The organism is Nocardioides sp. Soil_C_8, assembly GCF_057656315.1.
This window is the reverse complement of the sequence record NZ_JBDGKQ010000001.1, coordinates 1,618,269-1,638,728: the sequence shown is the minus strand read 5'-3', so window position 1 is coordinate 1,638,728 and position 20,460 is coordinate 1,618,269. Positions and strand designations below refer to the sequence as shown.

23 protein-coding genes and 3 tRNA genes are annotated in these 20,460 nt (G+C 72.0%); 15 read left to right on the top strand and 11 right to left on the bottom strand.

Annotated features, from left to right (window positions below; translation table 11 throughout):
• Positions 1-7 precede the first annotated feature (7 nt).
• The 5 genes from AC3A3L_RS08055 to leuE all read left to right on the top strand — a co-directional run bounded on the left by AC3A3L_RS08055 (position 8) and on the right by leuE (position 1,900).
• Positions 8-553: a DUF3566 domain-containing protein gene (locus AC3A3L_RS08055; RefSeq protein WP_487639477.1), complete on the top strand. Its 546-nt coding sequence runs from the start codon at positions 8-10 to the stop codon at positions 551-553.
• 92 nt (positions 554-645) lie between these two features.
• Positions 646-719 (top strand) — tRNA-Ile (locus AC3A3L_RS08050).
• A gap of 47 nt (positions 720-766) precedes the next feature.
• The gene (locus AC3A3L_RS08045; RefSeq protein ID WP_224747136.1) at positions 767-892 is read left to right on the top strand and encodes a DLW-39 family protein; all 126 of its coding nucleotides are present in this window, start codon (positions 767-769) and stop codon (positions 890-892) included.
• Between the two features lie 27 nt (positions 893-919).
• Positions 920-995: transfer RNA gene (locus AC3A3L_RS08040), tRNA-Ala, on the top strand.
• A 233-nt stretch (positions 996-1,228) separates the two neighbouring features.
• Positions 1,229-1,900 carry a leucine efflux protein LeuE gene (gene leuE, locus AC3A3L_RS08035; protein ID WP_487639476.1) on the top strand — a complete coding sequence of 224 codons (672 nt, stop codon included), beginning with the start codon at positions 1,229-1,231 and terminating at the stop codon, positions 1,898-1,900.
• Positions 1,901-1,915: 15 nt separating this feature from the next.
• On the opposite strand, the gene AC3A3L_RS08030 is transcribed toward leuE, so the two are convergent.
• Complete coding sequence (locus AC3A3L_RS08030; protein ID WP_487639475.1) at positions 1,916-2,242, bottom strand: hypothetical protein; 327 nt, start codon at positions 2,240-2,242, stop codon at positions 1,916-1,918.
• Between the two features lie 27 nt (positions 2,243-2,269).
• Entirely contained in the window at positions 2,270-2,557 is a 288-nt protein-coding gene (locus tag AC3A3L_RS08025; RefSeq protein WP_487639474.1) for a TMEM175 family protein, read from the bottom strand.
• Positions 2,558-2,677: 120 nt separating this feature from the next.
• Between AC3A3L_RS08025 and AC3A3L_RS08020 the strand changes: the two genes are divergently transcribed.
• The 6 genes from AC3A3L_RS08020 to AC3A3L_RS07995 are packed head-to-tail and all read left to right on the top strand — an operon-like array spanning position 2,678 to position 7,298.
• Positions 2,678-3,010: a YciI family protein gene (locus AC3A3L_RS08020; RefSeq protein ID WP_487639473.1), complete on the top strand. Its 333-nt coding sequence runs from the start codon at positions 2,678-2,680 to the stop codon at positions 3,008-3,010.
• 2 nt (positions 3,011-3,012) lie between these two features.
• Entirely contained in the window at positions 3,013-4,272 is a 1,260-nt protein-coding gene (locus tag AC3A3L_RS08015; RefSeq protein WP_487639472.1) for an RNA polymerase sigma factor, read from the top strand.
• 25 nt (positions 4,273-4,297) lie between these two features.
• The gene (locus tag AC3A3L_RS08010) at positions 4,298-5,038 is read left to right on the top strand and encodes an SURF1 family protein (protein ID WP_487639471.1); all 741 of its coding nucleotides are present in this window, start codon (positions 4,298-4,300) and stop codon (positions 5,036-5,038) included.
• Positions 5,039-5,048: 10 nt separating this feature from the next.
• The gene (locus tag AC3A3L_RS08005; RefSeq protein ID WP_487639470.1) at positions 5,049-5,429 is read left to right on the top strand and encodes a DUF3817 domain-containing protein; all 381 of its coding nucleotides are present in this window, start codon (positions 5,049-5,051) and stop codon (positions 5,427-5,429) included.
• A gap of 19 nt (positions 5,430-5,448) precedes the next feature.
• Complete coding sequence (locus AC3A3L_RS08000) at positions 5,449-6,279, top strand: patatin-like phospholipase family protein (RefSeq protein ID WP_487639469.1); 831 nt, start codon at positions 5,449-5,451, stop codon at positions 6,277-6,279.
• Positions 6,276-7,298, top strand: coding sequence for a 1-acyl-sn-glycerol-3-phosphate acyltransferase (locus AC3A3L_RS07995; RefSeq protein ID WP_487639468.1), 1,023 nt, complete (start codon positions 6,276-6,278; stop codon positions 7,296-7,298). Before AC3A3L_RS08000 ends, AC3A3L_RS07995 begins: the two co-directional genes overlap by 4 nt.
• Before the next feature lie 79 nt (positions 7,299-7,377).
• On the opposite strand, the gene AC3A3L_RS07990 is transcribed toward AC3A3L_RS07995, so the two are convergent.
• Positions 7,378-8,190: a hypothetical protein gene (locus AC3A3L_RS07990; RefSeq protein WP_487639467.1), complete on the bottom strand. Its 813-nt coding sequence runs from the start codon at positions 8,188-8,190 to the stop codon at positions 7,378-7,380.
• Positions 8,191-8,395: 205 nt separating this feature from the next.
• On the opposite strand from AC3A3L_RS07990, the gene AC3A3L_RS07985 reads away from it, so the two are divergent.
• The gene (locus AC3A3L_RS07985) at positions 8,396-8,908 is read left to right on the top strand and encodes a peptidylprolyl isomerase (RefSeq protein WP_487639466.1); all 513 of its coding nucleotides are present in this window, start codon (positions 8,396-8,398) and stop codon (positions 8,906-8,908) included.
• A gap of 56 nt (positions 8,909-8,964) precedes the next feature.
• Positions 8,965-9,930, top strand: coding sequence for a rhomboid family intramembrane serine protease (locus tag AC3A3L_RS07980; protein ID WP_487639465.1), 966 nt, complete (start codon positions 8,965-8,967; stop codon positions 9,928-9,930).
• A 311-nt stretch (positions 9,931-10,241) separates the two neighbouring features.
• On the opposite strand, the gene AC3A3L_RS07975 is transcribed toward AC3A3L_RS07980, so the two are convergent.
• Entirely contained in the window at positions 10,242-10,694 is a 453-nt protein-coding gene (locus tag AC3A3L_RS07975; protein WP_487639464.1) for a cell division protein CrgA, read from the bottom strand.
• 94 nt (positions 10,695-10,788) lie between these two features.
• On the opposite strand from AC3A3L_RS07975, the gene AC3A3L_RS07970 reads away from it, so the two are divergent.
• Positions 10,789-11,541, top strand: coding sequence for a DUF881 domain-containing protein (locus AC3A3L_RS07970; protein WP_487639463.1), 753 nt, complete (start codon positions 10,789-10,791; stop codon positions 11,539-11,541).
• Between the two features lie 119 nt (positions 11,542-11,660).
• Here the strand turns inward: AC3A3L_RS07970 and pknB are convergent, their stop codons facing one another.
• Genes pknB through AC3A3L_RS07935 form a run of 7 tightly spaced genes read right to left on the bottom strand, consistent with a single transcriptional unit; the run spans position 11,661 to position 20,148 of the window.
• Complete coding sequence (gene pknB / locus AC3A3L_RS07965; RefSeq protein WP_487639462.1) at positions 11,661-13,445, bottom strand: Stk1 family PASTA domain-containing Ser/Thr kinase; 1,785 nt, start codon at positions 13,443-13,445, stop codon at positions 11,661-11,663.
• Positions 13,442-14,839, bottom strand: coding sequence for a serine/threonine-protein kinase (locus AC3A3L_RS07960; RefSeq protein WP_487639461.1), 1,398 nt, complete (start codon positions 14,837-14,839; stop codon positions 13,442-13,444). Before AC3A3L_RS07960 ends, pknB begins: the two co-directional genes overlap by 4 nt.
• Complete coding sequence (locus tag AC3A3L_RS07955; RefSeq protein ID WP_487639460.1) at positions 14,836-16,296, bottom strand: peptidoglycan D,D-transpeptidase FtsI family protein; 1,461 nt, start codon at positions 16,294-16,296, stop codon at positions 14,836-14,838. Before AC3A3L_RS07955 ends, AC3A3L_RS07960 begins: the two co-directional genes overlap by 4 nt.
• Positions 16,293-17,699 (bottom strand): FtsW/RodA/SpoVE family cell cycle protein, encoded by a 1,407-nt coding sequence (locus AC3A3L_RS07950; RefSeq protein ID WP_487639459.1) that lies wholly within the window; start codon positions 17,697-17,699, stop codon positions 16,293-16,295. The genes AC3A3L_RS07955 and AC3A3L_RS07950 overlap by 4 nt, the downstream gene beginning before the upstream one ends.
• A gap of 13 nt (positions 17,700-17,712) precedes the next feature.
• On the bottom strand, positions 17,713-18,954 hold the full coding sequence (locus tag AC3A3L_RS07945; protein ID WP_487639458.1) for a PP2C family protein-serine/threonine phosphatase: 1,242 nt from the start codon (positions 18,952-18,954) through the stop codon (positions 17,713-17,715).
• Positions 18,954-19,439 carry an FHA domain-containing protein FhaB/FipA gene (locus tag AC3A3L_RS07940; protein WP_487639457.1) on the bottom strand — a complete coding sequence of 162 codons (486 nt, stop codon included), beginning with the start codon at positions 19,437-19,439 and terminating at the stop codon, positions 18,954-18,956. Before AC3A3L_RS07940 ends, AC3A3L_RS07945 begins: the two co-directional genes overlap by 1 nt.
• On the bottom strand, positions 19,432-20,148 hold the full coding sequence (locus AC3A3L_RS07935) for an FHA domain-containing protein (RefSeq protein WP_487639456.1): 717 nt from the start codon (positions 20,146-20,148) through the stop codon (positions 19,432-19,434). The genes AC3A3L_RS07940 and AC3A3L_RS07935 overlap by 8 nt, the downstream gene beginning before the upstream one ends.
• Before the next feature lie 165 nt (positions 20,149-20,313).
• Between AC3A3L_RS07935 and AC3A3L_RS07930 the strand changes: the two genes are divergently transcribed.
• Positions 20,314-20,397 (top strand) — tRNA-Leu (locus tag AC3A3L_RS07930).
• Positions 20,398-20,460 lie beyond the last annotated feature (63 nt).

Genomic DNA, 20,460 nt, shown 5'->3' with positions numbered 1-20,460 from the left:
GTGACCCATGTCGGAGCGCACCGCGACTCCCCGCCGTACCTCCGGGGGCGAGCCCGCCAAGCGGTCCCTGACCGAACGGCTCCAGGACACGCTCTCCAACGCCGCTGAGGAGCACCGCGCCAACGCCGGACCGGCCGCGGCGCGCGGCAGCCGCGTGCGTCGTACGCCCGGCCGCCAGCCGCGCCGGGCCCGGCTGCGGCTGACCCGGATCGACCCCTGGTCGGTGATGAAGACGTCGTTCCTGCTGTCCGTCGCCTTCGGCGTCGTCACCTTCGTCGCCATCTTCATGGTGTGGTCGGTGCTCGGCGCTGCCGGCGTGTGGGACTCGATCAACTCCGCCGTGGCGAGCATCGTCGAGGGCGACAGCGGCAACTCCACCTTCGACGTCACCGACTACGTCGGCATGTCGCGGGTGCTCGGCTTCACGCTCCTCGTGTCGGTCGTCGACGTCATCCTGATCACGGCCATCGCCACCCTGACGGCGTTCCTCTACAACCTCGCGGCCGCGCTCCTCGGCGGCATCGAGGTCACCCTTGCCGAGGACGAGAAGTGAGCTGATCACCTCTCGTCGGTCGAGGAGCACCTCGATTGGCACCGCCTGACCGCGGTCAGGTAACCTTCGGCGTCGCCGCTTGCGGCGTGCACGGGCCTATAGCTCAGACGGTTAGAGCGCTTCCCTGATAAGGAAGAGGTCACAGGTTCAAGTCCTGTTAGGCCCACTCCATCCCCTCGCACCACCCCTTCGCTCCGCTCCCGAGGAGAGTCCATGAAGAAGCTCCTGCTGGTCGCCCTCGCCGCCGCCGGCGCGGTCGTCGCGAAGAAGAAGATGGACGAGGGAAAGAACGAGCAGGCCCTCTGGGCGGAGGCCACCGACACCGTCGAGAAGGCCTGACGCTCACCTCCCGGCGCACCGCGCCACGGGGCCTTGGCGCAATTGGTAGCGCACCTGCTTTGCAAGCAGGGGGTTAGGGGTTCGAGTCCCCTAGGCTCCACCACCTCTCTCCTGTTGGACAGCGCCGGGCGCAATTGGTAGCGGCTCCACCATCGATGCTTTGCAAGCAGGGGGTTAGGGGTTCGAGCCCCCTAGGCTCCACCACCTCTCTTTCGAGCACATCGTGGAGGATGGAGGTCGCCTGGCGACTCGGATCCTCCACGGTCGCGTGTGACCTCGCGCCCATCCCACGAGATCGGTGATCTACGCGCTGCGCGCGGCCCCACACTTGGATCCGTGCTGGGCATCACCGACCTCCCGACCTACCTCGTCGGCCTCGTCCTGATCATCCTGCTGCCGGGCCCGAACTCGCTCTACGTCCTCTCCGTCGCGGCGCGGCGGGGGGTGCGGAGCGGGTACGCCGGCGCGGCGGGCGTGTGGACCGGCGACGCGGTGCTGATGACGCTGTCCGCGGCAGGCGTCGCGTCGCTGCTGCAGGCCAACCCCGCGGCGTTCGCCGTCGTGAAGTGGGCGGGGGCGTCGTACCTGCTGTGGCTCGCGATCGCGATGCTGCGCGCGGCCTGGGGGATGTGGCGCTCGCGGCTCACGGTCGCCGAGCAGATCGCCGACGCGACGGTCGAGGCGGGCGTCGAGGCCAAGGCCCGCGGCGAGCGGCCCTACCGCCGCGCACTCGTGATCAGCCTGCTCAATCCCAAGGCGATCCTCTTCTTCGTCGCGTTCTTCGTGCAGTTCGTCGACCCGGCCTACGCCCACCCGGCCGTCTCGTTCCTGGTGCTGGGCACGCTCGCGACCCTCGCCAGCGCGGCGTACCTCAGCGTGCTGATCTTCAGCGGCACCCACCTCGCGGCCGCGTTCCGTCGCCGCAAGGCCCTGTCGGCGGGCGCGACGTCAGCGGTCGGTGCGGTCTTCGTCGGCTTCGCGGTGAAGCTCGCCCTCGCGTCGGCCTGACGCGGACGCAGAGGATCAGCTCGACCGGGCGAGGACCTTCTCGACCGGACCGCTCAGGAGGAGCACGAGCAGCGCCAGATAGCCCACCGACGGCACCGCCAGCGCGATCACGAGCGCGACCACGAGGAGCGCTGCGAAGGTGACGGCGCCGCGGAGGCCTTCCGCGGTGGGCGGGTTGCTGGGCTCCCACAGCGCAGGATTCCAACGCAGGACCAGGTGGAGCGCGACACTGACCAGGCCGTTCGCGAGCAGGCTCCCGATGTAGAGCAGGAGCTCGGACCCGTCGGTCTCCAAGGAACCCGCAAGCGCGGTCGGCACCGGTAGCCAGACCACGGTGAACATCCAGAGGATGTTCAGCCAGAGAAGCGGCTAGGAGTAGGCGGCAACGTGCTCGAACAGCGCATGGTGCGCCCGCCAGAAGCTGGCGATGATGACGAAGCTCAGCGCGAAGGCGAAGAGCTGGTCGGAGTGCTCACGGAGGTACTCCGAGGTCGTGAGCCCCTCGTAGCGCGCATCGGTGACGCCCTCCGTCAGCGGCAGGATCAGCAGCGTCATCGCGATCGCCACGACCGCGTCGGTGAAGAAGGTCAGCCGCTCCGACGAGCGGTAGGTCTCGGTGTGCTCCGTGTCCCCGTCCTCGCCCGTCGGCCCCCGCATGGACCCACGATAGGGCGCGAAATCCTCCTGTCGAGGCTGTCGTATCCGCGAGGTCCCGTTCGTGGTAGGGGTGAGAGGCCGCCCGACAGGGGCCGCCGCCGACCACTGGAGATGATCGACATGCACTACCTCCTCACCGTCATCGGAGACACCGACAACCCCGCCGACGACTCCGCGCCCGGCGCGATCGACGCGTTCAACGACCGGCTCAAGGACGAGGGCCGCTGGGTCTTCGCCGGCGGCCTCACCGACCCGCAGGACGCCACCGTCGCCGACAGCCGCGGCGGCGAGCCCGTGTTCACCGACGGCCCGTTCGTCGAGTCCAAGGAGTTCCTCGCCGGCTTCTGGGTGATCACCGCCGACGACCTCGACGTCGCGCTCGCCCTGTCCGCCGACGCCTCACGCGCCTGCCACCGCAAGGTCGAGATCCGGCCCTTCGGCGGCGTGGCCTGACCGTGCCCGACCCCACCGCAGGGCTCGACGAGGTCCTGGCCCGGGTCCACCACGACGAGTGGGCCCGGGTGGTGGCCGCCGTCGCTCGGCGCTTCGGCGACCTCGACGTCGCCGAGGACGCTGCCGCCGAGGCCTTCGCCACCGCTGTCGAGCGGTGGCGCGCCGACGGCTTACCCCCCAACCCGGGTGCCTGGCTGACCACCACGGCCGGCAACAAGGCGCTCGACCGCCTGCGTCGCGAGAGCCGGCGCGACGCCAAGCAGAGGCAGGCCCACATGCTCACCGACCAGCTCTCCGACCCTTCGGAACCCACTGGCGCCGTCGAGGACGAACGGCTCCGGCTGCTCTTCACCTGTGCCCACCCGGCCCTCGCAGTGGAGGCGCGCGTCGCACTCACCCTGCGGATGGTCGGCGGCCTCACCGTGGCCGAGATCGCGCACGCCTTCCTGGTGCAGGAGACGACGATGGCGCAGCGGATCACCCGCGCCAAGGCGAAGATCAAGGCCGCGCGCATCCCGTGGCGGGTGCCGGCCGCGGCGGACCTCCCGGTCCGCATCGACGGCGTGCTCACCGTGCTCTACCTCGTCTTCAACGAGGGATACCTGGCCAGCGGTCCCGAGGCCGACCCGGTGCGCGCCGAGCTGACGGGCGAGGCGATCCGGCTCACCCGCCTCGCGCGCGAGCTGCTGCCCGACGACGGAGAGGTCGCCGGCCTGCTCGCCCTGATGCTGCTCACCGAGGCCCGGCGCACGGCGCGGGTCTCGTCGCGCGGGGAGCTCGTCACGCTCGACCAGCAGGATCGCGGCGCGTGGGACCGCTCGCTCGTCGCCGAGGGCCACGCCCTCGTCCGCGAGCGCCTGGCCTCGGGCCGGCCACCCGGCCGCTACCAGGTGCTTGCCGCGATCAACGCCGTCCACACCGACGCCGCCGATGCTCGCGGCACCGACTGGTCGCAGGTGGTGGCGCTCTACGACCAGCTCACCCGGCTCGATCCGTCCCCGGTCGTGACGCTCAACCGGGCGGTCGCCGTCGCCGAGCTCGACGGCCCGCAGGTGGCCCTCGCCCAGGTGGACGCGCTGGCCGGGCCCCTCGCCGGCTACCACGCCTTCCACGCCACCCGGGCCGACCTGCTGCGCCGGCTCGGCCGCAGCCCGGAGGCGCGGGAGGCCTACGACCGGGCGATCGAGCTGGCCGGCAACGCCGCCGAGATGGCGTACCTCACTCGGCGACGGGACGAGCTCGCATCCGCCGGAGGTCGGTGACCGGGCGGCTGGGACAATCGAGGCCGTGACCGCCCCCCGCCGACCCGGCCTGCTGACCGACCTCGGGGCGGCGGCCCTCGCGCTCGTGCTCGTGGGGATCGCCGGGATGCTCGGCACGTGGCAGTACGACGCCTGGCAGGCGCACCGCGACGCCGAGGCGCGCGACCTGACCGGGATCGCGCCGGTGCCGCTGGACGAGGTGATGGGCAACGACGACCCGTTCCCGGCCCCCGACCTCGGCCGGCCGGTCGAGGTGACGGGCTCGTGGCTCGACGGCGGCTTCTGGGTCGCCGACCGCGCGCGCGGTGACGAGCCGGGCTACTGGGCGGTGACCCCGCTGCAGACCGGTGACGCCGCGGTGCTCGTCGTACGCGGCTGGGCGCCCGAGCCGGACGCCGACCTGCTCGCCGTCTCGGGCGAGGCCGACGTGACCGGCTGGCTGCAGCCTCCCGAGGGCACCCTGGTCGTCGACGACGACCCGACCGACGACGTCTTCCCCGAGATCCGCGTCGCCGACGCGGTCCAGCGCGTCGACGTGGACCTCTGGTCGGCCTACGTCATCAGCGACGCACCGGGCCCCGGGCTCGAGGAGGCTGAGCTGGCGGCGCTGCCCGAGCCGAGCCGCTCCACCGGCATCCGCAACCTGCTCTACGCCGTCGAGTGGTGGGTCTTCGGCGCCTTCGCGGCCTTCATCTGGTGGCGCTGGCGCCGGGACGCCACCAACCCCGACCCGGCACCCGACCTGACCTCACCGAGCGCCGGATAGGTTGGCCGCCGTGTCCCGCAACCTCACCGCCTACCGCGTCATGGCCACCATCGTGGGGGTCCTGCTCGTGGTGCTCTGCCTGATCGGCGTCCCGCTGGCCAACTTCGACGGCTCCCCGATGTGGGGCGTCTTCGACAGCACCCCGTCCTGGGTGACCCCCGGCTCCGACGCCCAGCAGCTCGGCGAGGCGATCACGACCTACCTCGGCGTCGCGCACGGGTGGCTCTACATGATCTTCCTGTTCAGCGCCTTCCTGCTCTCGCGCCGGGCGCGGTGGGACTTCCCGTTCACCTTGGTGACCCTCGTCTGCGGCACGATCCCGCTGGTCTCCTTCTGGGCCGAGCACCGCGCCACGCAGCGCGTTCGTGCGGAGCACCCCGAGCTCGCCTGATCCTCACTAGGGTCGACCCATGGTGACCGCGTTCGTCCTCGGCGGGGGCGGCGTCCTGGGTGCCGTCGAGGTCGGCATGCTGCGGGCGCTGCTCGAGCGCGGCATCGTGCCCGACCTCGTGCTGGGCACGAGCGTCGGCGCCCTCAACGGCGCGATGGTCGCCCGCCAGCCCGAGCTCGCGGTGGTCGACCGGCTCACCGACCTCTGGGCCGCCACGGCGCAGGGCCGGGACGTGTACGGCGACCGGCCGCTGCGCACGGTCCGGCGCGCGGTCTCGACGGGCACCCACATCTACTCGTCCCAGCCGCTGCGCACCCGGCTGGAGGAGGAGCTCGGCGACGCGCGCTTCGAGGACCTGCCGGTGCGGCTGGAGGTGTGCGCGGCGAGCATCGAGCGGGCGGCCGAGCACTGGTTCACCCAGGGGCCGATCGTCCCGGCGATCCTCGCCAGCGCCGCCGTTCCCGGCCTCCTCCCGCCGGCCGAGGTCGACGGCGAGCACTTCCTCGACGGGGGCCTGGTGAACTCGATCCCGGTGGGCCGCGCCGTCGAGCTCGGGGCCACCCGGGTCTTCGTGCTCCACGTCGGCCGCATCGACCGTCCGTTGCGGCCGCCCACCCGGCCCTGGGAGGTCGCCCGGGTGAGCTTCGAGGTGGCCCGCCGCCACCGCTTCACCCGCGACATGGCGACCATCCCCGAGGGGGTGGAGGCCCACGTGCTGCCCGCCGCCGGCACGTCGTCGCGCGACGACTCGCTCCTCGCCCATCGCGACTTCTCCAGCGTGCAGGGCCGCATCGACGCGACGTACGCCGCCTCGCGGGACTACCTCGACGCGGAGCTCGGCCGGCCATGAGGCACCCGCTCGTGTGGGTCCTCCGTCGATGGGTGGTGGCCCCGGCGGTCGTGGCCCTGACGGTGCTGATGTGGGTGACGCTCCCGGGCTGGCTGCTGGTGGCCGCGGCGCTCGCCCCGGTGCTGCCCGGCCGGTGGCGCGCGCTGCGCGTGCTGTGGCTGGTCCTGCTCTACGCGACCTTCGAGACGCTGATGCTCGCGGTGCTGCTGGGCCTGTGGCTGGCCAGCGGCTTCGGCTGGCGGATCCGCTCGCCCTACTTCGCGGGCATCCACTACGACCTCGTGCAGGGCACCCTGATCGTGTTCTTCCGGGAGGCCAGGAGGGTGCTGGCGCTCCGGATCCGCACGGACGGGCCGCACCCGCCGCGGGTGCCCGACGGCCCGGTGCTGGTGATGTGCCGTCACGCGGGGCCGGGCGACTCGTTCGTGCTGATGTACGCGCTGCTGCACTGGTACCACCGCGAGCCGCGGGTCGTCCTCAAGAACACGCTGGCCTGGGACCCGGCGATCGACGTCATCCTCAACCGCGTGCCCGCCCGCTTCATCTCCCCCAACCCGGCGGCCGGTGAGGACCTCGAGTCCCAGATCGCGTCGCTCGCGACGGGTCTCGACCACAACGACGCCTTCGTGATCTTCCCGGAGGGCGGCAACTTCACCGCGGCGCGCCGCGACCGCGCGATCGCCCGGCTCCGGCGGCTCGGCCTCGAGCGGATGGCGACGCGGGCGGAGGAGATGGTCCACGTCCTGGCGCCGCGCCCCGGCGGCGTACTGGCTGCGCTCGAGGCCGCGCCCGAGGCCGACGTGCTGATGGTGGCCCACACCGGGCTCGACCACCTCCTGACCGTCGGCGACCTGTGGCGCGAGCTGCCGATGGACAAGCAGATCACCATGCGCTGGTGGCGGGTGGCCCACGAGGAGATCCCGGCCGACCGCGAGCAGCGCATCGAGTGGCTCTTCACCTGGTGGGAGCACATCGACGACTGGATCGAGGCGAACCGTCCGGTGGACACGCTGGGATAGCGACGGGCGGTGCCCCACCCACGTCCCGAGTGAGTCGAACGTGGGTGGGACACCGCCCGGAGCGGTGCTGCGGTGGCTGCTACTTCTTCTTGGGCACGTCGTCGATGTCGATGACGTCGGCGGGCGCGTCGGGGTCGGTCGGCGGGTGGGCCTCCTCGACCGAGTCGCTGATCGCCTCGCCCGGGGCACCGCCGCCCGTGTCGTCGGTGGCCGGCGGGTCGACGGTGACGACGTCGTCGGCCGTGACCTCGCCGGGCAGCGGGTCGGTGAGCGGGTCGCCACCGGGTGCGGCCGACGTCGTCGCCGGGGAGGCGGGCGTGGGCGGCGGGGTGGTCGACGTGGTCGTGGCCGGCCTCGGCGGTGCGGGCGGCACGTAGGTCGACTGCCAGTTGGCCTCGGCGTCCTGCTTGCCCTTGAGCTTGCTGAACACGAAGCCACCGATGGCGAGCAGACCGGTGACGAGCAGGAGCTTCTTGAGCTTGCCGCCCTTGGGCTCGGGCTCGACGCCGCGCAGCTCGTTGACCTTGGCCACCGCGATGTCACGGCCCTCGGCGGCCCGCTCGGACGCGAGGGCGGCGGCGACGGCCGCCTTGTCGGCGGCGTTGGCGCGGGCCTCGGCCAGCAGCGGGGCGGCCTTCTCACGCGCCTCCGCGGTCTTGACCGCTGCGAGCGCTGCTCCGGCGGTGGCCGCCTCGGCCGCACGGGTGCGCCCCTCCTCGATCAGTGGCTGGGCCTTGTCACGTGCGTCGGTCAGCGCGGGTCCGGCCTTCTCCACGGCCTGCTCCCACGCTGACTCCAGCTGGGGGACGACGGTGTCGGTGACGGTCTCCGAGAGCTGCTCCACGTAGTCGTGCGCACGATCCATCAGGGACTTCTTGCGGCCGAAAGGCATGCGTGACCTCCTCTGTCAGTGTGGCTCCATCTCACCACGGGCACCCTGACGCGACCAGCCCCGACCGGGTGGGCGAGACGGACGACGTCACGCGGCGCGCCCTGCCTGGCTCGGGCATGGGCGCGGCGTGGCAGGATCGAGGCGCACGGCAGCCGTGCCGCGCCACATCGACGTTCGACAGACCGACAGCTGAGAGGCACATCCCATGGCCGACCCCAAGGCGACCTTCAAGACCAACCGGGGCGACATCGTCGTCAACCTGTTCCCCCACCACGCCCCCGAGACCGTCGACAACTTCGTCGGCCTCGCGGAGGGCACCAAGGACTACCGTGACGACGCCGGCCGCTCGGGCGAGAAGTACTACGACGGCCTCGGCTTCCACCGCGTCATCGACGGCTTCATGATCCAGGGCGGCTGCCCCCTCGGCACCGGCACCGGCGGCCCTGGCTACACCTTCAAGGACGAGATCCACCCCGAGCTCGTCTTCGACAAGCCCTACCTGCTCGCGATGGCCAACGCCGGTCCCGGCACCAACGGCTCGCAGTTCTTCATCACGGTCGGCGCCACCCCGTGGCTCAACCGCAAGCACACGATCTTCGGCGAGGTGGCCGACCAGTCCAGCCGCGACGTGGTCGACGCGATCGCCACCACCCCCACCGGCGCGATGGACCGCCCGCAGGAGCCGGTCGTCATCGAGTCGGTCACGATCGAGCGCTGACCCACCCCGGTCCGCACCGAGCCTCGACCCGCCGTTGAACCAGCCACGACCCAGCCATGACCCAGCCGCCTGACGGGGCGGCCGCGGACCACACCGCGGCCGGGGTGCCCACCTGCTACCGGCACCCCGACCGCGAGACCTGGATCCGCTGCCAGCGCTGCGAGAAGCCGATCTGCCCCGACTGCATGCGCGACGCCGCGGTGGGCTTCCAGTGCCCCGACTGCGTCAAGGAGGCCAGCAAGGGCTCGCGCCAGAACCGCGCCATGTACGGCGGGGAGCGCAGCGCCGACCCACGGCTGACGACGTTCGTCCTGATCGGCATCAACGCCGTGGTCTGGCTGGCGATCACCATCACCGGCGGGCGGCTCTCCTGGATCGCCGACCTGTTCGCGCTGGCTCCGACCGGGAGCTGCGGGTCGAGGTCGAACCCGAGCCAGTACTACCCGGCCATCAGCTCGTCGACGTTGTGCGAGAGCCTTCCCAACGGTGACGGCTTCTGGAAGGTGGGCTTCTCCGACGGCGCGTGGTGGCAGCTGCTGACGAGCGTGTTCACGCACGTCGAGATCTGGCACCTCGCGATGAACATGTTCGCCCTGTTCATCTTCGGGCCCATTCTGGAGGGGATCATCGGGCGCGCACGCTTTCTCGCCGTCTACCTGATCAGCGGGCTGGCGTCGTCGGTGTTCGTGGTCTACCTGGCCGGCACCGAGTCGAGCACCGTCGGTGCCTCCGGGGCCATCTTCGGCTTGCTGGGCGCGCTGCTCGTCGTGGCCCGCAAGGCGCGGCTGCAGTCGCAGTGGCTCGTGCAGAACCTCGTCCTCGGCGTGGTCGTCACCGTGGTGGGCCTGCGCTACATCTCCTGGCAGGGCCACCTCGGCGGCCTCATCGGCGGAGCGCTGGCGGCGGCGATCATCGCCTACGCGCCGAAGTCCCGGCGCTCGGTCGTCCAGTGGGTCGGGCTGGGCCTCGTGCTGGCCGTCCTCCTCGGACTCGCGCTCGCGCGCGACCTCGCCCTCTCCTGACGCCTGCCCGGCGCGCCTGACGCGGCCCCCGCCCCCTCGTCGTACGACGGAGAGGCGGGGGCCGCTGTCGTTCCTCGTGGGCTCTCAGCGGGGCGCCTGATTTCCCACAGGTGTGCACACAGGTGTGGATAACTACAGGCGTGTAATTCTCCACAGGCGTTGTCCACAGTGGGGATATCGCCGGGCCGGGGCCATGCCCCGAAATCGACTCGAGCGGTGAGAGAGACGCCTCCCCTTCCCCAGGAAGGCGCCTCACTCACCGCTCGAGGCGAGAGTGCCGTGTGGCCCGGGTCACCGGGCCGAGGGAGAACCTACTCCCACTTGGTCGCGAAGCTGAAGCCGACCGCCATGAAGGCGATGCCGACGACGAGGTTCCACTGGCCGAGGTCGTTGAAGATCGGCAGCTTGGACAGGTCGTCGGAGAAGACGTAGAAGGTGCAGATCCACAGCAGGCCGACGAGGAAGCAGCCCAGCATCGCGACCACGACGCCGCGGCCCCGGCCGAGAGGCGTGGACGGGTGGGCGGCGACCATGAGGCCGATCATCAGGAGGCCGAAGCCGATCAGGTAGTTCCAGTCGCCGAGGTCGGCGATGGCCTTGGGGGTGCCCTCGACCGGCGGGAACGCCAGGGGGTTGCCCCGGGGGCCGACGTAGTAGAAGACGAGCCAGCCGATGCCGGCGAGGACGAGCACCAGGGCGATCACAGACCTCGGGGTGAAGAGCGAGGTCTTCTCCGGTGAGGTGATCGTGGGGGACTTCGACACTGCTGCTCCTGTGGCCGGTCTGTCAGGGTCCCGGAGCGCTCGCGGCACCGGTCACGGGCAGTACGGTGCCCGACGGGGGGTTAGCGTAGTCGTCATGCGGTCACCGTCCCACTCGTCCCCCAGGCGTCGTCGTGCCTGGCGTGTGGCGACTCCGGCGATCGTGCTGCTCATCGGAGCGCTCTTCGCGGTCAGCGCGGAGCAGAGCGACGGCTTCGACCTGCGGGGCGGCCGACTCACCGACCTCGCCTCCGTGGTCCGCGCCGAGCGCGACGAGGCGGCCCAGCTCACCGCTCAGGCAGGCTCGCTCAACGCGGAGGTGGAGGCGCTCAGCACGCGGCTCGGCGACCGCTCGGTGAAGCGGGCGCAGGACGAGATCGCGACCCTGGTCGACCCCGCCGGCCTGACCGAGAAGACCGGCTCCGCCGTCAAGGTGACGCTCGACGACGCGTCCGAGGAGGCGCGGCTGGCCTACGAGGGCGACCCGAACGACCTGGTCGTGCACCAGCAGGACATCCAGGCCGTCGCCAACGCCATGTGGAACGCCGGCGCGGTCGCGGTGACCATCCAGGGTCAGCGGCTGATCTCCACCACCGGCATCAAGTGCGAGGGCAACCAGGTCACCCTCCACGGCATCCCCTACTCGCCGCCCTACGTGATCGTCGGCATCGGTGACCCGGCCGCGCTGGAGGCCGAGCTCACCACCGACCCGATCCTGGCGACCTACCGCGACTACACCTACGTGCCCGGAGGCGGCGTCTCGTGGGACATGGCCCGGCTCGACTCGGCGGTCGCGCCGCCGTACGAAGGCCTCCTCGACCTCACCTACGCGACGCCGATCGAGGGGTAGTCGCTGGCCGGCCCTCGGCGAGCTCTGCACCCGAGTCTCCTGCTTTGCCACCCAGATCTCGGCCTCGAAGCAGGAAAGTCACCGGATATCCGGTGACTCCCGCGCCGAGCCGGCGAGGGTCACTGCGGCGTCGGAGGGGGCTCCGTCGGCTCCGTGGGAGGGATGGTCGGTGTCTCGGTGGGTGTCTCGGTGGGTGTCTCGGTCGGCGTCTCCGTGGGCGTCTCGACCGGCTCCTCGTAGGCGGAGACGAAGATCGTCACCGTGCTGCCCTGGTCGGCGGTGCCGCCGGCCGGGATCTGGTCGACCACCGTGCCCTTGGGCTCGGTCGAGGCGGCGTCGGTGCGCACGTCCGGCGTGAAGCCCGCCTCGCGGATGGCGCGCTCGGCCTGGCCCTGCTTCATCCCGCGGACGTCCGGGATCTTCTCGGGTCCGTCGGAGAACACGATCGTCACCGTCGTGCCCTCCTCGACCGACGTGCCGGCGGGCGGGTCGGTGCTGAGGACCTGGAAGCGCGGCTCGTCGGAGTCCTCCTCCTGGAAGCGCACCTTGAGGTCCTGGGCCAGCATCGCCGCCCGCGCCTCCTTGCGCAGCGTGCCGACGACGAAGGGGACCTCGACCTCCGGCTTGCCCAGCGAGAGCACGAAGTCGACCGAGGAGCCGGGGTCGGCGTAGACGTCACGGTTGGGGTCCTGCTCGATGACCGTGTCGGGCGCGACGGTCTCCGAGGTCTCCCGGGTGATCCGGCCGACCCGGAAGCCCGCGTCGGCGATCGCGAGGCGCGCCTCGTCCTCGGTGAGGCCGACGACGTTGGGCACCGCCTTGCGCTCGGGGGCGTCGTCGAAGAGCATCCCGTTGAGCACGTAGGCGCCGCCGGCGAGCAGGGCCACGAGCAAGATCCCGGCGAGCACCCACCAGCCGGCGCGGCTGCGCGAGGGCTCGTCGCCCGGCGGCGGCGACGCGGCGGCCATCGTCGAGGTCGCCTCGCCCGGCGGGACCGGGGGGACGTACTGCGTCTCCGCCGGAGGCGGCACGGCGGGCGCCTGGATCGGGTGGCCGGCGAGGTAGCGCTCGATGTCGGCCTTCATCGCGGCCGCGCTCTGGTAGCGGTCCTCGACCCGCTTGGCCAGCGACTTCATCACGATCGCGTCGATCTCGGGGTCGAGCTGGTCGTCGAGGTCGGACGGAGGGGCGGCCGGCTCGCGCACGTGCTGGTAGGCGACTGCGACGGGGCTGTCGCCCACGAACGGCGGGCGGCCGGTGAGGAGCTCGTAGAGCAGGCACCCGGTCGAGTAGACGTCGGAGCGGGAGTCGACGGTCTCGCCGCGCGCCTGCTCGGGAGAGAGGTACTGCGCGGTGCCGACGACGGCCGCGGTCTGCGTCATCGTGGAGGAGGCGTCGGAGATCGCGCGGGCGATGCCGAAGTCCATCACCTTCACGTCGCCCGACGGCGTCAGCATCACGTTGCCGGGCTTGATGTCGCGGTGGATGATCCCCGCGCGGTGGCTGTAGTCGAGGGCCGACAGGACGCCGGCGGTGATCTCGAGCGCCCGCTCGGGGAGGATCTTGCGTCCCTCGCGCAGGATGTCGCGCAGCGTGCGCCCCTCGACGCACTCCATCACGATGTAGGGCTGGGCGACGCCGGAGCCGTCGGTGGCCATCTCCTCGCCGGTGTCGTACGTCGACACGATCGCGGGGTGGTTGAGCGACGCGGACGACTGCGCCTCGCGGCGGAACCGCGCCTGGAAGGTCGCGTCGCTCGCGAGGTCGGTGCGCAGCCGCTTGACCGCCACCGTGCGCCCGAGGCGCTGGTCCTTGCCCTTGCGGACCTCGGCCATGCCACCTCGGCCCAGGAGCTCGCCGAGCTCGTAGCGGCCGCCGATGAGCGTCGGCTCCGGCTGGGTCATGCGTCCTGGTCCTCTCCCTCGGGGGTGGCCGGGCGGGGCGCCGTCGTGGGCGGCTCGACCGGCGTGGTGCCCTCCGTCGGGGTCTCCGTCGGGGCTTCGGTGGGCGTCTCGGTCGGGGTGTCCGTCGGGGTGTCCGTCGGTGTCTCCGTGGGCGTCTCGGTCGGCGTCTCGGTCGGGGTGTCCGTCGGTGTCTCCGTGGGCGTCTCGGTCGGCGTCCTGGTCGGTGTCTCGGTCGGCTCGTCGGTGGGCGGCTCGGACTCGTCCGCCGGCCCGCGGGTCTCGCTGGGCGACTCGCTGGGGGTGTCGTCGGCCGGCTCGCCGTCCCCGCGGGAGCCGAGCCACACCGCGGCCAGGGCCACGGCTGCGACCAGCGCGACGAGCGCGAGCACCAACGGCACCGGCGAACGTCGCCGCGGCTCGTCGGACGCCGGGTCCGGGGCGGGCGTCGGCGCGGGAGCGGGGACCGGCGCGACCGCCGGCATCACCTGGGTCGTGCTGCCCTGGGGCGCGGCGGCGGGTGCCACGACGGTGGCGGCACCGGCGCCGGCCACCGAGGCGGGGGAGCGCAGTGCCCGGGCGAAGGCGGCGCCGTCGGGGAAGCGCTCCGCGGGCGACTTGGCCATCGCGCGCCGCACGACCGCCGCGAGGTCGGCGGGCACCGTGTCGGGCAGGTCGGGCACGGGGCTGCGCAGGTGGGCGATCGCGGTGGCGACCGGGGTGTCGGCCTCGAACGGCTTGCGACCTGCGAGGCACTCGAAGGCCACGACGGCGAGGGAGTAGACGTCGGAGGCAGCGGTGGCGGCGGAACCCTCAGCCTGCTCGGGCGAGATGTAGGCGGGCGTGCCCATGACCTCGCCGGTCTGCGTCAGCGCCATGCCCTCGGCGGCGCGGGCGATGCCGAAGTCGGTCACCTTGATCCGGCGGTCGGGGGTCACGAGCAGGTTGGCCGGCTTGACGTCGCGGTGCACGATCCCGGCTGCGTGCGCGACGCCGAGGGCGTCCGCTGCCTGGGCGAGCAGGTCCTGGGTCGCGGCCGGGTCGAGCGGGGCGCCCGGTCGCAGCAGGGCCGACAGCGGCTGGCCGTCGACGAGCTCCATGACGAGGTAGGGGCGTGGGGTCGCCGAGCCGTCGTCGGGCGCACCCTGCCCGTAGTCGAAGACCGCGGCGATGCCGGGGTGGTGCAGGGCGGCGGCGTGCCTCGCCTCGGTCTCGAACCGGGTGCGGAAGAGCGCGTCGTCGGCGTACTCCGTCTTGAGCACCTTGACCGCCACGGGCCGGTCCAGGACGGTGTCGCGCGCGGACCACACCTCGCCCATGCCGCCGGTGGCGATGCGGGCCTCCAGGACGTAGCGCTGCGCGTCGTCGACGTGGCCGCCCGGTGTCAGCGCGGTCACTGGTTGATCACCGCCTCCATGACGGCCTTGGCGATCGGGCCGCCGAGGCGTCCGCCGCCGATCTCCGAGCGCGAGGTGTCGCTCGACTGCACCAGCACGGCGACGGCGACCTGGGGGTTGTCGGCCGGGGCGAAGGACACGAACCACGCGTAGGGCGGCCGGTCGGCCGTGGACTGCGCGGTGCCGGTCTTGCCGGCGACCTGCACGCCGGGGATCTGCGCGGGGGTCGCGGTGCCGGAGTCGACGGTCGCGACCATCATCTTCGTGAGCTCGTCGGCGGTGGTGCTCGAGATCGCCTTGCTGATGCTCTGCGGGTCGGTGCGGTCGAGCACCGACAGGTTGGCGGCGCGCACCTCGTCGACGACGTAGGGGCGCATCACGTCGCCGTCGTTGGCGATCGCGGCCGCGACCATCGCCATCTGCAGGGGCGTTGCGGTGACGCTCGACTGCCCGATGCCCGAGAGCGCCGTCTGCGGCGGGTCGAGGTCGCGCGGGTAGAGCGACTCGGCCTGCCCGCCGAGGTCCTCCAGCGAGGTGTCGTTGAAGCCGAAGGCCTCCGCCTGGTCGGCCATCGCGTCGACGCCGAGCTCGTTGGCGAGGGTCATGAAGGTGACGTTGCACGAGACCTGCAGCGCCTGGGTCAGGGTGATCCGCCGACCGCCACAGTTGCCGCCGTCGTAGTTGCCGACCGTCGTCGTCGACTGGGGCAGCTTGAAGCGGTAGCCGCCGGGGACCTGCGAGTCGGCGTCGTAGTTGCCGGACTCGATCGCGGCCGCCGCGGTGACGAGCTTGAACGTCGATCCCGGGGGCAGCGTGGTGCCGATCCCGCGGTTGATGAGCGGGTCGCTGGGGTCGGCGTTCAGCTCCTTGCTGAGGTCGGCGACCGCACCGAAGTCGTGCGAGGCGAGCTTGTTGGGGTCGAAGGTCGGCGTCGAGGCCATCGCCAGCACCCGGCCGGTCGTCGGCTCGAGCGCCACGACGGCTCCCTGCGCGTTGCCCGGCAGGCCCTCGAGGCCGTCCCACGCGGCGTCCTGCGCGGCCGCGTTCGCCGTCAGCTGGACGTTGCCACCCTTCGGGTCGCTGTTGCTGAGCAGGTCGACGAGCCGGGTGACGAACAGCCGCGAGTCGTCCCCGGCGAGCACGGCGTTCTGCGAGCTCTCCACGCCGGTCTGGCCGTACCAGGAGAAGTAGCCGGTGATCGGGGCGTACTTGTAGGGCTGGGAGTACGTGCGCTGGAACTTGTACTTGTCGTCGGACGGCACGCTGCGGGCGATCGCCTCCTTGCCGACGAGGATCGCGCCCCGCTCGCGGGAGAACGTCGCGGTGATGATGCGTCGGTTGCGGGGGTCGTCGGACAGCGAGTCCGCCCGGACGTACATCAGGTAGGTCGCGTTGACGAGCAGCGCCAGGAACAGCACGAGGCAGAAGACCGAGACGACACGGATGGGCTTGTTCATCGCAGCTTCACCACCTGGGTGCTCTCGCTGTCGGCTCCGGAGTCGTCGACGGGGTCGAGACGCGGTGCGGGCCGGCGGGCCTGGTCGGAGACGCGCAGCAGCAGCGCGATGATCACCCAGTTGGCCACGAGCGAGGAGCCGCCGTAGGACAGGAACGGCGTGGTCAGGCCGGTCAGCGGGATCAGTCCGGTGACGCCGCCGATGACGACGAAGACCTGGAGGGCGACGATGGCGCCGAGGCCGACGGCCAGCAGCTTGCCGAACCCGTCGCGCGAGATGAGCGCGATGCGCAGCGCGCGCTCCACGATCAGGCCGTAGCAGAGGATCACCGCCATGATCGCGGCCAGCCCGAGCTCCTCGCCGACGGTGGAGATGATGAAGTCGGAGTAGGCGAACGGCACCCGCTCGGGGAAGCCGTTGCCGAAGCCGCGGCCGATCAGGCCGCCCCAGCCCTGCCCGAACAGCGCCTCGACGAGCTGGTAGCTGCCGGGCGTGTCCTCGTAGTGGTCCATCGGGTGCAGCCAGAAGTTGAAGCGGTTCTGCACGTTGCCGACGAAGGTGTACGCCGCCAGCGCGCCGGCGCCGAACAGGAGGCCGCCGACCACGAGCCAGCCGGGCCGCTCGGTGGCGACGTAGAGCATGGCGAGGAACAGGCCGAAGAACAGCAGCGAGGAGCCCAGGTCGTTCTGCAGGACCAGGATCATCATCGAGACGCCGAACATCGCCAGGATCGGGCCGAGGTCGCGGCCGCGGGGCAGGTCGATGAACACGACGCGGCGCCCGGCGAGCGCGAGGGCGTCGCGGTGCAGGACGAGGTAGCCGGCGAACGCGATCACCAGCAGGACCTTCGCGACCTCACCGGGCTGGAAGCTGAAGCCGGCGACGTTGATCCAGATGCGGGCGCCGTTGATCTCGCGCCCGACCAGGGGCAGGAAGGGCAGGATCAGCAGCACGATGCCGAGCAGCCCCGCGGTGTAGGTGAACCGCTGCAGCACCCGGTGGTCGCGCAGCAGCACCAGCGTGGCGATGAAGAGGATGACGCCGAGCGTCATCCAGGTGAGCTGCTGGCGGGCGAACGTGTGCTGGTCGAGCCCGTTGGCCTCGTAGGTCAGGTCGAGGCGGCGGATCACGGCGAGCCCGAGGCCGTTGAGCGCGGCGACGAGGGGCAGCAGCACCGGGTCGGCGTAGGGCGCGACGATGCGCACGGTGATGTGGGCGGCGACGATCAGCGCGGTGAGCCAGCCGCCGTAGCCGACGAGGTCGGCAGGGACGACGCCCTCCACGCCGAGGCCGACGGCGGCGTAGGCGCCGATGCCGACCATGAGGGCGAGGACGAGCAGGAACAGCTCCGCACCCCGGCGGCGCCGGTGCACGAAGCCCATGAGGGTCCCGGTCTGACTCATCGCAGCCCGCCCGTCACTCGACTTCCTGGCGCGCGGCGTAGTTGTCGGCGGTGAGCCGAGCGTCCTCCAGGTCGTCGGCCTCGATGCCCTCGCGGACCTGCTCGGCGTCGATGTCGCTGAGCCGGGTCAGCTCGACGTCGGTGACCTCGTAGGGATGGGAGAGCGAGAAACCGGGCAGGCTGGCGTCGATGCCGCGGAAGATCGCGACCTTGCCGTCGTCCTCGGCGACGTAGAACTGCTGCTGGCTCCACGACCAGCCGGCGGCGAGCACGACCCAGCCCAGGCCGAGCAGGACGGCGGCGAGCAGCAGCCGGCGCAGCCAGGCGTGGCGCCCGGGGTCGCGGGGCGCGTAGCGCGCGGTCTCGGGGTCGATCGGGTCGGCGACGTAGGCACCCTCGGGCACGTCGTCCGGGACGGGCGGGATCTCGCCGGTGTCACCCGAGCGGTGTCCGCGGAACAGACCGCCGACCGCACCACCGAGCGGCAGGCGCCGCGGCAGGTCGGCCGCCGCGCCGACGAGCAGGGGAGTCAGGTCCTCGGGCGGCGGCTCCTCGGAGACGTCGGCGACGATGCAGGTGACGTTGTCGGTGCTGCCGGCCTCGAGGCTCGCCCGGACGAGCTCCACCGCGGCGAAGTCGGGGGTGCCGGTGCCGAGGATCTCGGCCATCCGGTCGTGGGTGAGCGTGCCGCAGGCACCGTCGCTGCAGACGAAGAGGCGGTCGCCGGGCTCGGCCGGGAACTCGAAGAGGTCGGGTTCCTCGTGGCGGATGCCGTCGAGCGCCTTGAGGATGAGGTTGCGGTGCGGGTGGGTCCGCGACTGCTCCTCGGTGATGCGGCCCTCGTCGATGAGCGACTGGACGAAGGTGTGGTCGTGGGTGAGCTGGCGCAGCTCGCCGCGGCGGTAGAGGTAGGCGCGGCTGTCGCCGATGTGGCCGACGCCGAAGCGGGAGCCGTCGAAGAGCGCGACGGTGGCGGTGGTGGAGGTGCCGTTGAGGGCGGGGTCCTCCTCGACCAGCTCGGCGATTCGGTCGTCGGCGCGGTGCACGGCGCCGGCCACCTGGCCGAGGATGTCGTCGTCCGGCTCCTGGTCGAGCTTGCGCAGCGCCTGCACGGCGGTGCTCGAGGCGAGGTCGCCACGGACCGCGCCGCCGACGCCGTCGCACACCGTGAGCAGCCAGGGACCGGCGTACCCGCTGTCCTGGTTCTCGCGGCGCACGCGGCCGACGTCGGAGATCGCGGAGTAGTGGAGGTACATCACTTCCGCAGCTCCAGGATCGTCTTCCCGACGCGCACCTGGACGCCGAGACCGATCGTGGTGGGCTGGGTGATGCGGACGGGACCGACGTAGGTGCCGTTGGTCGAGCCGAGGTCCTCGACGAACCACTCGTCGCCGCTCGCCGCGACGCGGGCGTGCCGGGTGGAGACGTAGTCGTCGTCGAGCTTGATCGCCGCGTCGCTGCCGCGACCGATCAGCAGGGGAGCGTCGGCGAGCTCCGCGCGGGTGCCGGGGTTCTCGCCCTCGACCACCAGCAGGTGCGTGGGAGCGCCGCGACGTGGCTTCCGGGCGGCCTTCGTGGCGGCCTTGCCCTTGCGGCCGGGCGCGGGTGCGCCGTTGCGCGCCGTCTCCGGGACCCGGGCGCCGAACATGTCGGAGCGGATCACCGAGATCGCGGACAGGACGAAGATCCAGAGGATGGCCAGGAACGCCATCCGGATGAGGAAGAGGGTCAGCTCAGACATTCCAGCCCCCGGCCTCGTCGCGTCCGCCGTCGATGCGGACCGTCATCTCGGTGTGGCCGATGCGGATCGTCGAGCCGTCGCGCAGGCGGGCGCGCGCCACCCGGGAGCCGTCGACGAGGATCCCGTTGGTCGATCCGAGGTCGACCGCCTCGACACCGTCGATGCTGACCTCGAGCTCGAGGTGGCGCCGACTGACGCCGGGGTCGTTGATCCGCAGGTCGGCCTCGGTGCCGCGGCCGACGACGAGGCCCGGCGGGCGCAGCGGGTGACGGGTGCCGTTGACCTCGAGGGTGGCGTGGGAGGACCGGGTGCGGGTGCGCTGGTCGTTGTCGGTGACGCTCGCCTGGGCCTTGGACCGGATCCGGAAGCGGCCGGTGGTGAGGTCGTCCGCGGACTCGAAGGCGATGCTGATGGGCCCGGTGAAGACGTAGCCCTGGGCGTCGGCGTGGTCCTGCAGCTGGTCGACGAGGTCCTGCTCGAGCGCGCGGCCGAGGCCGACGATGCGGTCGAGGTCGGTCGTGGACAGCTCGACGTGGAAGTCGTTGGGCACCAGCCGGCGCTGGCGGCTCAGCACCTGGGCGTTGTTGTCGCACTCGCGCTGGAGCGCCGCGGCGATCTCGACGGGCTGCACGGCGCTGCGGAAGGCCCGCGCGAAGACACCGGAGATCACGGTCTCGAGCCGCTGCTCGAAGCGCTGCAACGGGTTCATCCTCAGGCCTCCTCTCGTCGAACCGTCGTGGTGGGCAGGCATCAACGACCGCCCGACCGGTGCCGCCGAGCGTACCGGCCGGGCGCTGCCGTGCCACGGTGGCGCCCCGGGGTGCGGCCGATTGGGAGCCCCCGTCGGGGGTGGGGTAGCCTGAGCCCGCTTCTCGCGCGAGTGGCGGAATAGGCAGACGCGCACGGTTCAGGTCCGTGTGTCCGAAAGGACGTGGGGGTTCAACTCCCCCCTCGCGCACAGTGACGAAGGCCCCCGACCAGACGGTCGGGGGCCTTCGTGCGTCCCGCCACAACTACTCCG